This window comes from Myxococcus sp. CA040A (genome assembly GCF_013336725.1).
Taxonomy (GTDB): Bacteria; Myxococcota; Myxococcia; order Myxococcales; family Myxococcaceae; genus Myxococcus; species Myxococcus llanfairpwllgwyngyllgogerychwyrndrobwllllantysiliogogogochensis.
In genome coordinates, this window is the sequence record NZ_JABUMR010000011.1 from 71,200 (window position 1) to 88,372 (window position 17,173).

10 protein-coding genes are annotated in these 17,173 nt (G+C 70.7%); 7 read left to right on the forward strand and 3 right to left on the reverse strand.

The genetic code is table 11. The annotated features are described in order from the left end of the window. Nucleotides 1-15: 15 nt before the first annotated feature. Together HUA75_RS38830 and HUA75_RS38835 are read right to left on the reverse strand one after the other, a co-directional pair. Entirely contained in the window at nt 16-1,689 is a 1,674-nt protein-coding gene (locus tag HUA75_RS38830; RefSeq protein ID WP_174489327.1) for an amidase, read from the reverse strand. Between the two features lie 39 nt (nt 1,690-1,728). Further along, the gene (locus tag HUA75_RS38835; protein WP_174489328.1) at nt 1,729-2,478 is read right to left on the reverse strand and encodes a 1-acyl-sn-glycerol-3-phosphate acyltransferase; all 750 of its coding nucleotides are present in this window, start codon (nt 2,476-2,478) and stop codon (nt 1,729-1,731) included. Nucleotides 2,479-2,591: 113 nt separating this feature from the next. On the opposite strand from HUA75_RS38835, the gene HUA75_RS38840 reads away from it, so the two are divergent. From HUA75_RS38840 to HUA75_RS38855, 4 genes are all read left to right on the forward strand, one after another. Then, a complete protein-coding gene (locus tag HUA75_RS38840; protein WP_174489329.1) occupies nt 2,592-3,464 on the forward strand; it encodes a TIGR02266 family protein in 873 nt (290 codons plus the stop codon). Between the two features lie 221 nt (nt 3,465-3,685). Continuing rightward, nucleotides 3,686-4,507 (forward strand): mechanosensitive ion channel family protein, encoded by an 822-nt coding sequence (locus HUA75_RS38845; RefSeq protein ID WP_141645230.1) that lies wholly within the window; start codon nt 3,686-3,688, stop codon nt 4,505-4,507. A 173-nt stretch (nt 4,508-4,680) separates the two neighbouring features. Then, a complete protein-coding gene (locus tag HUA75_RS38850; protein WP_141645229.1) occupies nt 4,681-5,937 on the forward strand; it encodes a M12 family metallopeptidase in 1,257 nt (418 codons plus the stop codon). A 298-nt stretch (nt 5,938-6,235) separates the two neighbouring features. Further along, on the forward strand, nt 6,236-7,981 hold the full coding sequence (locus HUA75_RS38855) for a DUF6311 domain-containing protein (RefSeq protein WP_254628005.1): 1,746 nt from the start codon (nt 6,236-6,238) through the stop codon (nt 7,979-7,981). Between the two features lie 18 nt (nt 7,982-7,999). On the opposite strand, the gene HUA75_RS38860 is transcribed toward HUA75_RS38855, so the two are convergent. Then, a complete protein-coding gene (locus HUA75_RS38860) occupies nt 8,000-8,941 on the reverse strand; it encodes a hypothetical protein (protein WP_174489330.1) in 942 nt (313 codons plus the stop codon). A 2,001-nt stretch (nt 8,942-10,942) separates the two neighbouring features. Here HUA75_RS38860 and HUA75_RS38865 point away from each other — a divergent pair. The 3 genes from HUA75_RS38865 to HUA75_RS38875 are packed head-to-tail and all read left to right on the forward strand — an operon-like array spanning nt 10,943 to nt 17,031. Continuing rightward, nucleotides 10,943-12,142 (forward strand): HlyD family secretion protein, encoded by a 1,200-nt coding sequence (locus tag HUA75_RS38865; protein ID WP_217446484.1) that lies wholly within the window; start codon nt 10,943-10,945, stop codon nt 12,140-12,142. Nucleotides 12,143-12,145: 3 nt separating this feature from the next. Further along, nucleotides 12,146-14,845 carry an ATP-binding cassette domain-containing protein gene (locus HUA75_RS38870; RefSeq protein ID WP_174489332.1) on the forward strand — a complete coding sequence of 900 codons (2,700 nt, stop codon included), beginning with the start codon at nt 12,146-12,148 and terminating at the stop codon, nt 14,843-14,845. Beyond that, the gene (locus HUA75_RS38875; RefSeq protein ID WP_141645225.1) at nt 14,842-17,031 is read left to right on the forward strand and encodes an ABC transporter ATP-binding protein; all 2,190 of its coding nucleotides are present in this window, start codon (nt 14,842-14,844) and stop codon (nt 17,029-17,031) included. The genes HUA75_RS38870 and HUA75_RS38875 overlap by 4 nt, the downstream gene beginning before the upstream one ends. The last annotated feature ends 142 nt before the right edge of the window (nt 17,032-17,173 follow it).

Below are 17,173 nucleotides of genomic sequence, written 5' to 3' on the forward strand. Positions count from 1 at the left end.
ACACCGCGCGCCAGGTCAGCGCAAGGCCGTGACGTGGATGGCGGGAGTCCGCGCCGCCGTAGCTCGCTCCACCACTCGGCCCAGGCGCAGGAGCAGGTGCTCCTCATACGGGCGCCCCATGAGCTGGACACCCACCGGCAGGCCCGCGCGGTCGAAGCCCGCCGGGACTGACAGCGCGGGGAAGCCCGTCAGGTTGCCCTCGCGCACGAAGCGCATCAGCGCATCCACCACGGGAAGGTTCGACTCGCCATCCGGCAACGTCGCCTCCGGAATGAGCGGCGCGGTGGTGGCCGTCGACGGAGTGACGATGACGTCCACGTCCGCCATGACGGCCAACAAGTCGCGAGTCAGCCGGTGGCGGTGGCGCAGCGCATGAATCAGATCCGTGGCGCGGAAGTGCCGGCCGATGGCCAGGTTGGTGCGGGAGTCGAGCCCGAAGTCCGCGGCATTGGCGCGCGAGTGCGGAAGCATCGACTCCGCCATCTCGCTTAGGATGATGCAGCTGTGCGTCCACAGCACCGTGTTCAAGTCAGGCGCGGGAATCTCGACCACCGTCGCGCCCGCGTCGGTGAGGGCGCGCACCGCGTCCTTGCAGCGCGCCACCACGTCCGGTGAGGCATCCTCGAAGTAGGGCCAGCAGATGCCCAACCGCACCCCCATCAAATCCGTGCGCTCGTAACCAGACAGGTGATGCGGCGGCTGCGTCTGCGAGACCAGGTCCTTGCCATCCGGCCCCGCCAGCAGCGAATACATCGCGGCGACGTCGTCGACGGTGAGTCCCATGGGCCCGACGTGGCCCACGTTCCAGCACAGCGGCGGCACGCCCGTCTCCGGGATGCGGCCCCAGGTCGCCTTGAGCCCGACGATGCCGCACAGGGCCGCCGGAATCCGGATGGAGCCACCGCCATCCGCGCCAATGCTCAGCGGACACAGGCCCGCGGCCACGACGGCGGCCGAGCCACTGGAGCTGCCCCCGGTGATGTGCGCCCGGTTCCACGGGTTGCGCGCGGCACCGTGGTGCGGATTCAACCCGATGGGGTTGATGCCAATCTCATTCATGTTGGCCTTGCCCAGGATGAGCGCGCCCGCGGCCCGCAGGCGCGCGGCCACCGTCGAGTCCGCCGAGGCCACCTGGTTGCGGAACCGCGTCCCCAACGTCGTGGGGAAACCCGCCAGGTCCACTTCGTCCTTGAGCACCACGGGCACACCGTCCAGCACGCTCAGCGGACGTCCAGCGCGCAGGCGCTCGGCGGACGCCTCGGCGGCGCGGAGCACCTCGTCGGGCTTGCGCGCGATGAACAAGCCCATCCGCGCCTCGCCCCGCTCCAGCCGGTCGATGGCCTCGTTCAACCGCCGCGCCACGGCGACAGGGTCCGCGCCCCCCTCCCGGTAGGCGCGCGCGTACGAGCCCACCGTCTCGCGCTCCGGCGTCACGGCCTGCGCGGCGATGGCACGCGCGGCCTGCTCCTGCGGGGACTGGACTTCCGTCGCGGGCGCGCCGGGCGGCAGCGGGAACTGGAGCGGAGGTGCGTCACCCGCGGGCAGCTCGCGCCACTGGGTGATGCCACTGTCCCTCACCAGCTTCTCCAGCACGGGAGCGCCGACCCCACTCTCCAGGGTGTTGACGAACGCCTTGAGCGCGAACCCCGACACGCGGGGCGCCTTCACCGGGTTGCGTTGGTAGGACATGACGCCGAGCCTACTCGGGGCGGGCCCCGGCGTGGGACTTCACCCCGGCGGCCGCCCCAGCCCGTGAGCCTCCGCGAGCTCACGCAGCCGTTGGAGGAGCGCATCCCGGTCCTCGTAACGCAGGCCCCGCGTCTCCAGCGCGGGCAGCAATTCGACGCGCACCCGGCCCGGGCGCACCCGCCATTCGCCGACGGGAAGCACCGCGCGCGCCCCATGGAACACCATGGGGACGATGGTCGCCCCGGAGCGAATCGCGAGCACCGCCGCGCCCTTCTTGTAGGGCCCCAGCGCACCGTCGGGGCTGCGCAGTCCCTCGATGGACATGTAGTAGCTGGCCCCCCGCCGCAGCGCCTCCGTGGCCCGGTCCACCGCGCGCCGCGCCTGCGCATGCCACTGCCGCACCACCACCGTGGAGCCCTGCGACAGCGGCACCCACCCCGCGAAGGGCAGCACCGCGAACCCCAGGTTCATGAAGATGAGCGCGGGTCGCGGCAGCGCCGGGGGGGTCACGAACGTCTCGCTCAGGCTCGTCTGATTCAACTGCAGGAAGACGTACGCGGCGGCGTCGTACCGGCCCGCGTTGTGGTCCACCACCTCCACGTCCACGCCGAAGACCCGCCGCGCCCAGAGGCACCAGGCGCGCATGAGTGCGTCGGACACCCCCTGGCTCACCGGGCCCAGCAACAGCGCGGGCGTCAGCAGCGGAGGTATCGCCGCGCAGGCCGCGCTCCAGCGCAGCAGGCTCGACAGCAGACCCGGGCGGGGAGGGAGCGCACAGGGAACGTCCATGCGGCCCGCTATACCAGGGTGTATCCATCACGACAGGGTGGAAGCGGACCTCTCGCGCGCCTCCGCGGGGACATGGCAGGCTGCACGGAAGTCCAGGCAGGCAGGGGGGCTCCATGGGAAGTCCACGCGTCAACGCGCTCGAGGAGTACAAGGCGCTGCTCGAGCGACAACGAACCCGACCGCTCGGCCCCGACGACGAGCAACGATTGGAGCTCTTGCGCGACGTGCTCCTGGAGCTGGGCGCGCTGCCGCCCGAGGGCAGTCCCCTTCCCCCGCGCCCCGCGCGAGCGGATGCGGTGCTGGAGCTGACGTTCGCCACGCAGGACGACGTGGTGCGCGCGTACAGCAAGAACATCGGCACCGGAGGGCTGGCCATCCGCACCCCGCGCGCGCTGCCGGTGGGCAGCACCCTGGAGCTGCGCATCACCCTGCCCGACGCCTCCCAGACCCTGCGCGCCGAGGGACAGGTGGTCTGGTCCCGCGAGGACGGCATGGGCGTGGCCTTCACCCAACTGCCGCCCGAAGCCGAGCGCCGGCTGAAGTCCTTCCTCACGCAGGATGCCTCGCTGCTCCAGCGCGTGCGCAGCGTGCTGAAGACGGACGTGCGGGAGCTGGGCAAGGGCCCCGCGCCCCAGGCGGCCACCGCCGTGGAGCTGGACACGCGAGTCCCCATCCTGGTGCGCCTGTCGGACGCGCGGCTGATGACGCTCGTCACCGAGCTGTTCCACCAGAAGGGCCTGCGCGTCGTGACGGACAGCGACAGGCCCGCGCCCATCATCGTCGTCGACACCGGCTCCGCGCTCGACGTGCTCAGCACCGCGGGCCGGCCGGGCTCACGCACCATCATGGTCAACGTGAGCGGGCCCGACTCGTTGATGGGCCGGCTGTCGAACCTCAGCCCCGCCGCCTTCGTGAAGCACCCCGCCACCGCCGCTTCGGTGCTGCTCGCGGTGGAGAAGCTGCTCACGGCCACGAAGCCCTCTTGAGGGCCCCACCCCTGACGGAGGGCCCCCGCTGACACGTCAACGAGGGGAGGCTGACGCGTCCATGGGCGGCTCAGACCGAGGGGCGATTGCCTCCGCGGGCGTGAAAATGCTTTGCATCCGGGGGCTTACCAGCAGCCCCACTGCTGGCCCGTCCCCTGCACATGCGCACCCTCGAAGCTGGCGCGCCACGGACGTGGACTCTCCGCCGCTTCAGGAACGTCATGGACGCCATTATCGAGCAGTTGAAAACCCTGGCACTCGCAGAGGCCTTCCCCTTCCTGCTCAAGGCAGTCGGGGCCCTGGTGCTGTGGTTCGTGGGTCGCGCCGTCATCAACACCTTCCGGCGCGTGCTGAACATCACCCTGCAGAAGCGTCAGTTCGACGCCACGCTCATCCGGTACATCGAATCGCTGTTCGCAGGCTCCCTCACCATCCTGCTGCTGCTCGGCATCCTGGGGATGATGGGGTTCGAGACCACGTCGTTCGCCGCGCTGCTGGCCGCCGCGGGCATCGCCATCGGCACGGCCTGGTCCGGCCTGCTCTCCAACTTCGCGGCGGGCATCTTCCTGCTCGTGCTGCGTCCGTTCCGCGTGGGAGACGAAATCTCCGCCGCGGGGGCGACAGGCTTGGTGCAGGAGATTGGCCTGTTCGCCACCACCATCGACACGTCCGACAACCTGCGCATCTCCGTCGGCAACAACCGGCTCTTCGGCGACAACATCGTCAACTACAGCCACCACCCCCACCGCAAGATTGTCGTGAAGGTTCCGATGATGCACGGTGGTGACGTCCACGCGCTGATGCGGGCCCTCGCGGAGCGCGTGGCGCTGGTGCCGGAAGTCCAGGCCAAACCCGCGCCCAGCGTCGAGGTGGCGGAGTTCAGCGTGCTGGGTCCCGTGTTGGGCATCGGCGTGTACTGCAAGCCGCCCCAGGCCACCGCCGTGCAGGCCGGCGTCGCGATGGCCGCCTCGGAGATTCTCATGGCCGCGGGCTATGTCGTTCCGCCGCAGACCGCCAACCAGGTGCTCGCCAAGGCGAGCTGAGAGACTGCCCGGGAGCACGCCTCCCGGGCCGCTTCACGTCGCCGGTCGCTCCCTGCCCGGGCGAGGCCGGCGCCGAGCGCCGGCCGCGTCCCTCCCAGTCCTCGCGCCGTCACACGAAGCACCTCGGGACTCTCTCTGACGGGCGGAGCATCCATCGCCAGGGGAGAGTCACCATGACGGACAAACTCAAACAGAACGCGGGCGGGGCGCGAGGCAGGGGGCGCTCGAAACCCCGCGCGGCGGCACCCGAGCCCACGATTCGCCGGGGCCGCAAGGCGGCGCCTCGCGCGAGGACGGCGGGGAAGACAGGCCGCGCCACGACGAGCGAAACCACGAAGGCGCTCGGCTATGCCTACTGCGCACTGCCGCAAGTCCCGGAGCGGCCACTGCCTCCGGACCTGAACGCGCGCCGACTTCGCCTCATCCGCATGAACGAGCAGAAGTGGGCCAACGGCACGGTCCTCCACTACTACTTCTTCGACAAGGCCACGGATGGCGAGGAGGTGCGGCTGGCCAACGGCACCACGCGCTTCGTGCCATGGACGACCACGGACACCGAGAAGGACGTCGTGCGCGCTGCCTTCGAGCGGTGGACGCAGGTGGGCCTCGGCCTGAAGTTCCAGGAGGTGGCCTCGCGCGACGAGGCCGAGGTGCGCATCGGCTTCATGCGTGACGACGGCGCCTGGTCCTACGTGGGCAGGGACATCCTCGCCCAGGGGCAGGACGAGCGGACGATGAACTTCGGCTGGGACCTCACGGAGCACCCGCGCGAAATCGACACGGCCATCCACGAAATCGGCCACACGCTCGGCTTCCCTCACGAGCACCAGAACCCCCACGCGGGCATCATCTGGGACGAGGAGGCCGTCTACGCCGCGCTGGCCCGGCCCCCCAACAGTTGGAGCCGTGAGACGACGTTCCACAACATCATCCGCAAGCTGGTCGCGAGCTCGGTGGAGGGCTCCACCTGGGACCCGGACTCCGTCATGGAGTACCCCTTCCAGCCCGGGCTCATCAAGGAGCCCATCGAGTACTTCCGCAACGGCCTCACCCCGAAGGGCGGGCTGTCGGACCAGGACAAGGCCTGGGCCCGGACGATGTACCCGCCCCTCACCGAGCAGGACTACACCGCGCTGCAACCGTTCCAGTCCGTGCGCCTGCAGCTCAAGCCCGGACAGCAGCGCAACTTCACCTTCACGCCCCAGGAGACCCGCACGTACGAGCTGCGCACGTTCGGCGTCTCCGACACCGTCATGGTGCTCTTCGAGAAGAGCGGCACGGGGCTGCGCTTCCTCGCCGGTGACGACGACAGCGGCCTGGGCACCAACGCGGCCCTCAAGCTGAAGCTGTTCCGGGGACGCGAGTACGTGGTCCGCCTGCGGCTCTACTACGAGGAGCGCGCGGGCGAGTCCGCCATCATGCTGTGGTGAGCCCCCCGCCCGCGCTTCCGCGGAAGCGCGCGGAGCCAGCGCTCGCTCCCGTGCTCGCGGTCCACGGGGGCGAGGCGCGGCCCTCCCCCCGGGGCTGACGAGGCCTGAAGCCTCCGGGGCTGGCGACGACGCTCGACTGACGATATGGCTCGCCCCCCTGTCCCCCGGGTTGCCGGGGAGCGCGACACCAGGACAGTCCAGGAGCCCCGCAGGTGGTGATGACCGCGACTCGCAGCCCGGCCTCGACGTCCCTCGACACGACGGCCCCGCCTCCCCTCCTCCCGAGTGGAGCCCTCGCTTGAGCGCGGACCTGGGCTCGGGCGTGGAGGGCCGCTGGACCTGGGTGGCTCCGCTCCTCGCGGCGGTGTTCGGTCTGCTCTGGTACCTGGCGGTGGGCGGTGGGCCCACGCTGGACCCCACCGACCTGGACTGGCTGGGGGGCGACTTCGCGCAGCACGCGCTCGGCTGGATGCACTTCCGCGACGCGCCCTGGGGCTTTCCCCTGGGCAGCACGCCGGGCCTCCTGCGCCCGCTGCCCATGTCGGTGGCCTTCTCCGACTCGAATCCCTGGGTGTCGCTCGCGCTCAAGCCCTTCGCGCACTGGCTGCCCCGGGACTTCCAGTTCATCGGCCCGTGGCTCGCCCTGTGCTTCATGCTCCAGGGCTGGCTGGGCGCGCGGTTGACGGGCCTCTTCACGCCGAGCCCCGTCCAGCGCGTCCTCGGGGGCGCCCTGTTCGTCCTCGCGCCCGTGCTGCTGTACCGGACGGGGCACGACACGCTGTGCGCGCAATGGCTGCTCACCGGCATGCTCTGGGTGCACCTGCGCCCGCGCGCGAGCACTCGCGACGCGTGGAAGGCGCTGGGGTGGGCGCTGCTGCTCAACACGCTCGCTTCGGGCATCCATCCGTACCTGGAGGTGATGGTCTTCGCCCTCACCCTGTCCCTGCTGGCCACCGTGACGTGGCGCGAGCACCACCTGTCGCGGCGCGCGGCGGCCCTGGCGCTGGCCGGGCTCTGCCTGGTGCCGGCGGCGCTGTTCGTCGCCTTTGGCTACGTGGGCCAGGGCGTGCGCTCGGGCTCGGCCGGCTTCGGCTACTTCAGCTCCGACCTGCTCACCCTGGTCAACCCCATGGACTGGTCCCTCGTGCTGCCGGGCCTGCCCACCGGCCGTGGACAGTATGAGGGGTTCGGCTACCTGGGCACCGGCGTGCTCGCCCTCGCGGCGGCGGCCCTCTGGAAGCCCCAGGGCGTGGGCGCCCAGGTGCGCGAGCGCCTGCGCACCCACGCTCCGCTCGTCGTCGTGCTGCTGCTGCTCGCGGTGCTGGCGCTCTCGTCGGTGCTGACGGTGGCGGGCGTGACGGTGCTGTCGCTGCGCAAGGCGGTGTCCCCGCTGCTGCCGCTGCTCAGCCCCTTCCGGGCCTCCGGCCGCTTCATCTGGCCCTTGCACTACGCGGTGCTGACGGGGCTGCTCGCGCTCACGCTGTGGCGCTGGCGCCAGCGGCCCGCGGTGGCCACGGGCCTGCTGCTGGGCGCGGTGCTGCTCCAGTCCCTGGACACGGCCGAGCTCTGGACGCGCAACCACTTCGCCGTCACGCCCTGGCCCCGCCTCAAGGCCCCCGAGTGGGCCCTGGTGGACGCGTCCTACCGACACCTCGTCCTCGTCCCCCCGTACGTCCACCTCTCGGAGACGCCCTGCATCAAGAGCGCCTTCGTGGAGCGCGACTACGTGAGCTTCGGGGACCTGGCGTACAGGCAGGGCCTGACGACCAACAGCGGCTATCCAGCCCGGCTCAGCGAGGCACGCGTCTCCGAGGTCTGCGAGGCGCTCCTAACCGACGTCTCGGCGGGGCGACTCTCTCCGGACACGCTCTACATCGTCGACCCGGCCCGGCTGGAGTCCTTCCTGCGACTGGGTGACGCCGTCACCTGCGGCACCGTGGAGGGCTTCCAGGTCTGCGTGGCCCAGCGTGAGGGGCGCTTGCGCGAAGCCCTCTCCCGCTCCGCGCCCTCCTCCACGGGCACCTCGGTGGACACGCCCCGCTGAGACACCCCGGCCCGGAAGCTACCGCGCGTTCACCGCGGCATTGCGCGCGTCCCTCGCCGCCCGGTCGAACCGCTCGCCGACGGCCACATAGCCCGGCGCATTGACGAAGGGCGGCAGCTGCTCCTCGGACGTGCGCTCGTGGCGCATGTTGAGGGGGTGCAGGTTTTCGGCCGCGCAGGCCAGCCGGACGGCCCGCCAGGACAGCCCCGCTGCTTCCATGATGCGCAGGTAGTCGTCGAGCTGGAGGTTCTTCGCCGCGTTCTCCAGGATGAGCGGGCGCATCGCCTTCGTCACCGGCTTCACCGGGTACCAGTCCTTGGCGCGGCGCCGGTACTCCCGCAGCCGCTCGTCCCGCAGCGCCACCAGCCGCTCGCGGAACTGGGCTTCCGTATCCAGGAGTCGCGCCAGCGCGGTGCGCCCCATCTCCGCATGGAACACGTCCGTCGTGTCATCCGCCCGGGCCCGCGCCCCGACGAAGTCGACATAGGCCCGGGTGGCCGCGAGCAGCTCCCGCTCCGCGTCCTCCACGGACGGGACGGCCGAGGAGCGCGACTCCGGAACCTCCCTGAAGCACTCGTCGGGATTCTTCGCCTTGCCGTCGGGCCCTGGCCACGGGAAGACGTGCTGGTACCAGACGTCCCGGTCCGGAAACACGAGCACCAACTCCGGCATCCTGGGAAGCGGAGGCGGAGGCGTGGTGAGGACCCAGTCGGCCGGGTCCAGGGCCTCGACCGAGCGGATGGCGACGAGCCCCCGCGCCTTCATCGAGTCCAACCAGGCATAGAAGGACGGCTCGAAGCCTCCCTCCACCTGGAAACCTCGGAAGGGTTTGTCCGGCGCCCCGCGGAAGACCCCGGCGTACGGGTCCTCGAGCATCAGCGCCCGGAGCTCCAGGCCTCCGAGACGGGCGTTGCCGACAATCGCGGCCTGCCAGGCATAGCTCTGGACATGGAGTGACATCCCTCCAGCCTAGCGCGATTTCACGGCCGGAGAGGCGGCGCCCGGGAGGCTGTCTTTGCCCGCAATGACAGTCGCCAGCGGGTGGTCCACCACCCGCTGGCGACTTACGTCTTATACGGGCACCGAGGCGCCCGACGAAAAACTACGGAACCTGCGTCAGCACGTCCGTCGTGGTCAACACAGGCGTGGGGAAGGGAAGAGAACCGCCACAGCCACGGGGACCGCCACGAACCTTGGTCTTGATCTGCATGATGAACTCCTGGTGAGGACTGAGTTGAAGGAACAGATACCGCCGAGGTCAACCGGCAAAGCCAGTCGACTCCAGGAACTACGCCAGCACGTCCGTGCTGAGCACGGGGCCGGGAATCGTTCCGCCACCACCGCAACCACGGGGACCGCCACGAACCTTGGTCTTGATCTGCATGGATATTCTCCGGGTGAAACGGGTGGAATGAACGACTACGCCAGCACGTCGGTGCTCAGCACGGGGATCTGACCGCCACCGCCGCAACCACGGGGACCGCCACGAACCTTGGTCTTGATCTGCATGATGTGTGCTCCTGGTGAGAGATCTTGAGGAAGGTACAGCCGGAATCGTCTGGCGACCGCCAGCGACGACTACGGGATCTGCGTACGAACCGTGCCGGTCACAACGGGCAGGGAACCGCCGCAACCACGGGGACCGCCACGAACCTTGGTCTTGATCTGCATGATGTGTGCTCCTGGTGAGAGTACTGCGTTGCTCCAGACAACCTGGAGAGTGGGAAAGGCAGAGACAACTACGGAATCTGGGTGCCGGGACGAGTCGGGAGAACGACCGTGCCGCCACCACAACCACGGGGACCGCCACGAACCTTGGTCTTGATCTGCATGTGCTTGCTCCTTCCAGCGAGCAGAACAATCAAGCACACCCCTCTGACATCCGAGCCATTGAGACACTCGCTGTCTAAACGCCGCCACCTGATTCTCGTCGCGCTCGCGGGCTCGACCATCCCCTCAACCTGCCGCCCGTCTCGCTATTCCCAGACCACCTGGAACCTACGCCGTGCCTCGCTCGCCATTGCCTTCGCTTCGAGACACCAGATTCGCGCCGGAACTGGAATCATTAAAGACGGGCGTAATCGGTCAGTCAAGCCATGCCGTAAAGATTGCGGAGAAAGTCATTGTAACTTCTGGCGCTACACCCAATCTCAAACTTCGCGAAACACGAAAATACATGACGCGTGGCGCTGCAGTGGAAATCGTTGGCGGACGATGCGCTTCCCGCTGACGAATCCGAGCCACCTCCGGGCAAATACAGCCCAGGTGGAGACCACGGGACCCGCGTCAGCGCGTCGTACGCAACCAGTGGTCGGTGCCATTGGCGCCGCAGCTCCGGGGGCCGCCACGAACCTTGGTCTTGATCTTCATGATGTCTACTCCCTGATGGAGGACAGCGAAGTTCCGGGTGGCGAGGGGCGAGCCCATACACACCCTGAGTAGAATCATTAAAAATCGATGGAAAATGGGAGTCAAGCCTTCAACAGAAAAACCCGTCATCCCTTTTAAATCCGCAGACTTGGATATTTCGCCCAATTTACCAAAACGCGAGAATGACCCAGGGTCCTGAAATCCACCAGGTCTGCCTCTCGCATCCATGCTGGCGCGCGCCGCGGCGTGAGACGCGCGAAGCCCTGCTCACGGTTCCATCTACGTGGAGACCGCATCGCGCCATGCGTCGCAATACCTTTAAAACATGTTTTCACGCACAAGCGCGCCCGCTCCAATAAATAGGATTCGCTTGGACAACCCTTGACTGGGGATGCCCGTGCATCACGGCCGTGGCCCCCCGAGCCGGACAGGCAGCGCATGCGCGGCGTGAAGACACCGCATCCCGCGCCCCCGGAGCCAGTCCCCCGCGTCCATGGGGCCGGTGCGGCGTCAGTCCATTGGGCGAGAATGCGGGGAGTCGGTCGGACAACGGCGATGAGGTAGGCTTCATCCATGCGAGTTGGTGAAGGAATGTTCCCGCGCACCATGCGCGCGCTGGTGCGGGGACGAGGGCGCTCGGCGCTCTGGTTGTTGCCGGTGGGGCTGTTCGCCGTGTGGGGCGGCTGGTTCGTCCGGGCGCGCATCACCGTGTACGAGCCCAGCGTGCAGGCGCGGCTGGAGGTCCACCGGGAGGTCTACGCCGTCGACGCCCCGGTGGAGGGGCGGCTGGTGAAGACGCGGGTGGAGCTGCACCGTCAGGTGACCGCGGGCGAGGTGCTCTTCGAGCTGGCGCATGAGCAGGAGGCGCGGCTGCTCGCGGAGGCGGAGGCCCTGCTGCAGGGCGTGGGGCCGCAGCTGGTGGCGGCGCGCGCGGAGCTGGACGCGGAGCAGAGCGCGCTGGTGGCCCAGCAGGAGCGCGGCGCGGCGGGCGTGGACGAGGCCCGCGCCCGGCTCGCCGAGGCCGAGGCGCTGGCCCGCCGGGCACTGGAGGAGAAGACGAGCACCGAGCAGCTCTGGACGCGGCAACTGGTGAGCGAGTCGGAGTGGAACCGGGTGCGCACGGAGCTGGAGCGGGCGCAGGCGGTGGAGCAGGCCTCTCGCGCGGGGCTCGCGCGCGTGAAGATGGACGGCACCATGCAGACCACCGAGCGGCGCATCCGCGTCGCGGCGCTGCGGCGGGAAATCGCGGAGCTCGAGTCCGGGGAGAACGTGGCGCGCGCCTCCGTGGAGCGGCTGCGCGACGAGCTGGAGCGCCGGGTGGTGAAGGCGCCCGCGGACGGCATCCTCGGGGAGACGAGTTCGGTGCGAGTGGGCGCGCAGGTGCGAGCCGGAGACCGCATCGCCACGGTCGTCGCGGGCGGTGACGTGCGCATCGTCGCGCAGCTGTCCCCCGCCACGGCCCTGGGCCGCGTGCGCGCCGGACAGCGGGCCCGGATGAAGCTGGAGGGCTTCTCCTGGACGGAGTTCGGCATGGTGCAGGCCACGGTGGTCGCGGTGGCGAGCGAGGCACGCGACGGGATGGTGCGCGCGGAGCTGTCCGTGGACGAGATACCGGTGGGCATTCCCCTGGAGCATGGCCTGCCGGGCACCGTGGACATCGCCGTGGAGGAGGCCACGCCCCTGCGGCTGGTGCTGCGGGCGCTGGGACGGGGCATGGAGGCGCCCGCGCGGGCACGGCCGCTGCCGCCGCGCACGCCCCGGGAGCTGGAGATGTCGCGGGGGGGAGGCTGAGTCATGGCGGGCACACGACGACTGCTCATTCCCGAAGTCATCCAGACGTCCGCCATGGACTGCGGTCCGGCGGCCCTCAAGGCCCTCTTCGACGGCTTCAACCTCCCCGTCAGCTACGGCCGTCTGCGCGAGGCCTGCCAGACGGACATCGACGGGACGTCCATCGACGTGCTGGAGGAGCTGGCCGGCAAGCTGGGCATGGACGCCGTCCAGGTCGTCCTGCCCCTGGACCAGGTGCTCATGCCGGAGACGAAGGCGCTGCCCGCGCTCGCGGTGGTGCGCCTGGCGGACAGCAACCTGCACTTCATCGTCATCTGGCGGCGGTGGGGCAACATGGTGCAGATCATGGACCCCGCGCTGGGACGGCGCTGGGTGTCCGTGACGGAGCTGATGGAGCGGCTCTACGTCCACGCCCTGCCCGTCCCCGCCGAGGGCTTCCGCGCGTGGGCCAGCACGGAGGAGTTCCTCGCGGGCATGCGCCTGCGGCTGGGCGCGCTGGCCGACAAGCCGCTCGCGGAGCGGCTGCTCGCGGAGGCGCTCGCGGACGAGACGTGGAAGAGCGTGGCCTGCCTGGACGCGGCGACGCGGCTGGTGCAGACGCTGGTGGACGGGGGCGGCGTCGAGCGGGGCGAGTCCTCCGAGCGCTTCCTGGAGCAGCTGCTGCGCGAGGTGCGCGCCGCGCTCGCGGAGGGGCGGGCCGAGCAGGTCATCCCCGCCTCCTACTGGACGGCGGTGGGCCCTCCCGACGCGGAGGAAGTCACGCTGCGCGGCGTGGTGGGCATCCTGGCCCGGGGGCTGCGCACGGAGCGCGCCGAGGGAGAGCCGCCGCTGTCCGCGGAGCTCCTGGCGGCCCTGAAGGAGCCTCCCACCCGGCCCCTGCGGGAGCTGGTGGCGCTGATGCGCCGGGACGGCGTGCTGGCGCCCTCGGTCCTCGCGGCCATCGCCCTGACGGCCGCGGTGGGCGGCTTCCTGGAGGCCCTGCTCCTGCGCGGCATCATCGACGCGGGGCGCTACCTCACCACCCAGGAGCAGCGACTGGCGGGCATCGTGACGCTGCTGGCGCTGATGGGCATGATCTTCTCGCTGGAGTTCCCCCTGTCGCTGGGGACCCTGCGGCTGGGCCGGCGGCTGGAGCTGCGCCTGCGGCTGGCGTTCCTCGACAAGATACCCCGCCTGGGAGACCGCTACTTCAAGAGCCGGCTGGTCTCCGACATGGCGCAGCGCTGCCACGGCATCCACCAGGTGCGCTCCGTGCCGACCATGGCGGTGGGCGTGCTGCGCGCCTCCGCGGAGATGCTCGTCACGCTGGCCGGCCTGACGTGGCTGGCCCCCGGCAGCGCCCCGCTCATCATCATCGGCGGAGGACTGGCGCTCGCAGTCCCCCTGCTCGCCCAGCGCTCGCTGCTGGAGGCGGACCGGCGGATGCGCGACTTCGACGGCGTGCTGTCGCGCTTCTACCTGGATGCCATGCGCGGGGCGGTGGCGCTGCGGGCCCACCGCGCGGAGCTGACGCTGCGGCGTGCCCATGAGGAGCCGCTGCACGAGTTCGTCCGCGCCGCGCGCACGCTGCTCAGCCGCGGCATCCTCACCGACACGCTCGCCACCATGGTCGCCACGGGCGGCTCGGTGGCCATCGTCCTGCATGCCGTGTCCCAGGGGATTCAGCCCGGCGCCGTGCTGCTGCTCGTCTACTGGGCGCTCGCCCTGGCCACCCTGGGCAAGCAGCTGGCGGACGCGCTGCGCCAGTACCCGGCCGCCTCGTCGCTCACCGCGCGGATGATGGAGCCGCTCCTCACGCCCGACGAGGTGGGCGCGGGGCTGGAGACGGCCGCCGACGTGGACGCGCGGCCCGAGACGGGTGGCGTGGGCTTCACGCTCAAGCAGGTGGAGGTCAAGGCCGCGGGCTTCACCGTGCTGCAGGGCATCGACATGACGGTGCGCCCCGGAGAGCACGTGGCCATCGTCGGCCCCTCGGGCGCCGGCAAGTCCTCGCTCGTGGGCATCCTGCTGGGCTGGCACCGGCCGTCGTCCGGGAGCGTGGAGGTGGATGGCGCGCCGCTGGCGGGACAGGTGCTCGCCCGGCTGAGGCGGCAGACGGCCTGGGTGGAGCCGGAGGTGACGCTGTGGAACAAGTCCCTCGTCGACAACCTGGCCTACGGCGTGGAGGCGACGGACGTGTTGCCCCGCGTGGGTCAGGCGCTGCGCTCGGCGGACCTCATCGAGTTCCTCGACAAGCTCCCCCTCGGCCTGCAGACGCGGCTGGGCGAGGGAGGCAGCCTGCTGTCCGGCGGTCAGGGGCAGCGGGTGCGCCTGGGGCGGGCGCTGCTGCGTCCCGGGGTGCGGCTGGCCATCTTCGACGAGCCGTTCCGGGGACTGGAGCGGGACAGGCGCGCGGCGCTGCTGGAGCGCTCACGCGCCGAGCTCTCCGGCGCCACGCTGCTGTGCATCATGCATGACATCGCGGAGACGCTGACGTTCGACCGCGTCCTCGTCATCAAGGGCGGCCAACTGGTGGAGGACGACAACCCGAAGCGGCTCGCCCAGCGCGAGGACTCCGTGTACCGCTCGCTGCTCGACGAGGAGGAGCAGATGCGCCGTGACCTGACGGGTCACGGGGGCTGGCGGCGGATGGTGCTGGACCACGGGCTGCTCAGCGAGCATCCCGCGGAAGACACGAAGCCGATGCGGGAGGGGGCGGCGTGACGACCCTGGCGAACGAGCTGAAGCCGAGGGCGGCCGGGCCGCTTTCGGGCCTGGCGTGGCAGCCGAGGCGGGCCGCGGAGGCGCTGGAGGCGCTGGCGCTCCGGGCGGGGCTGCCGCTGCCGCGCACCTCCGGACGGGTGGTGGGTGGATTGCCGGAAGACCCGAACCGGCTGGGCGAGTGGCTGGACGCGGTGGCCCAGTCCCAGGGGCTGGAGCTGGACCTGCTCTACACGCGCCACGGCGAGGTGGAGAAGGCCATCCAGCGCGCCGCCCCTGCCCTGCTGGACGTCGTCGGTGACGGAGGCGTGCAGGTCGTCGCGCTCCTGCGCGTGTCCCCGTCCGGGAGGACGGCGCGCGTGCTCGCCCCCGACGAGACGGTCCGCGACGTGCCCGTATCCGAGCTGACCGCCGCCGTACAGGCGCTCGTCGAGTTCCAGCAGGTGGACACCGTGGACCGGGTGCTCGCGGGGACCGCGCTGCGCGAGCCGCAACGAACCCTGGCCCGCCGCGCGCTGATGGGCGCGCAGCTGGCCAACACCCACCTGGTCGCCGCGCGCACCCTGCGCCTGCCCCCCGGCGCCCGGCTCATCCACCACCTGAAGGCGCTGTCGGCGGCCCCCCGGCTGATGCTGGTGCTGCTGCTGGCGGTGCTCATCCAGGTCTGCGTGCTCGCGGCCTGGTGGCTGATTGGCCGGGGCGCCTTCGAGGGCCAGCTGGACCAGGGCTGGCTCTGGGCCTGGGCGCTGATGGGCCTGACGGCGGTGCCGCTGCAGGCCGCGCTGGCGTGGACGCAAGGCACGCTGGCGCTGGACCTCTCCGCGCTGCTGCGCCGACGGCTGCTGGCGGGAGCGCTCTCGCTGCCCGTGGACGAGGCGCGCCGCGGAGGCATTGGCGAGTACGTGGGGCGGACGTTCGAAAGCGCGGGCATGGAGCAGATGGTGCTCGCGGGCAGCTTCACCAGCATGCTCGCGGTGGTGGACCTGACGCTGGCGGCCAGCGTGACGCTGTCGGGTCCGGCGGGCTGGCTCGGGCTGGGGGCTTTGGCGGCCTGCTGCGCGGTGCTGGGGGTGCTCGTCGCCCGGCAGGCCATGCTCTTCCGGGGCTGGACGGAGGCGCGCGTGGTGATGACGCACGCGCTCATCGAGCGGATGCTCGGCCACCGCACCCGGCTGGCGCAGGAGCAGCCGTCGCGCTGGCACGAGGAGGAGGACCAGGAGCTGGCGCGCTACTCGGACGCCGCCGAGCGCTGGGACGCGGGCACCGCGCGCATCATGACGCTCGCGCGCCGGGGCATCCTTCCGGTGGCCATCATCGCCACGCTCCCGGGCGTGCTGGCGGGAAGCTCCACGGCGACCATCGCGGTGGGCGTGGGCGCGGCGCTGCTGGGCGCCCGCGCGGTGACGTCCATGACGGTGGGCGCGCTGGCGCTCATCGGCTCGCGCGTGCTGTTCGACGGCGTGCGCCCCATGCTGGAAGCGGCCCGGCTCGCCCGCGCCGTGGGCGCGACGAAGGAGGATGACGATGGCGTGCCCCAGGTGGCGCCGCTCACCTCCAGCGAGGCGCCGTCCAGGAACCAGGCGCTGCTCGAGGTGCGCGACGTGTACTTCAAGCACCCGGCCTCGCCGCGCGCGGTGCTGGAGGGGGCCTCGCTGTCCATCCGCCCCGGTGAGCGCGTGCTCCTGGAAGGGCCTTCCGGCTCGGGCAAGTCCACCCTCGCCTCCATCCTCACGGGCCTGCGGCGCCAGGGCTCCGGCGTGGTGCTGCTGCGCGGCCTGGACATGTCGACGTGGACGTCGGACGGCTGGGGCGCGCAGATCGCCGGCGCACCCCAGTTCCATGAGAACCACGTCGTCTCCGGCACGCTGGCCATGAACCTGCTGCTGGGCCGCGCCTGGCCGCATACGCAGGACGACATGAAGCTGGCGCGGGAGCTGTGCGAGGAGCTGGGGCTGGGCGACCTGCTGCAGCGCATGCCCGCGGGAATCCTGCAGATGGTGGGCGAGCGCGGCTGGCAGCTCTCCCACGGCGAGCAGAGCCGCATCTTCGTCGCGCGCGCCCTGCTTCAGCGCGTCCAGGTCGTCGTGTTGGACGAGGCGTTCGGCGCGCTGGACCCGGTGACGATGCGCAAGGTGATGAACTGCGTCAACGCTCGCGCGCCCACGCTCATCGTCATCGCCCACCCGTGACGGGAAGGCCGCGCCCCTGAAAAACAACAACGGTCGCCAGCAGGCGGAAGCTCCGCCTGCCGACGACCGAAGGACAAGCCATCAAACGTGAGTCAAACGCGTGCCGTGACTGCTACCGCTTCAGCGACAACACGACTCAGAC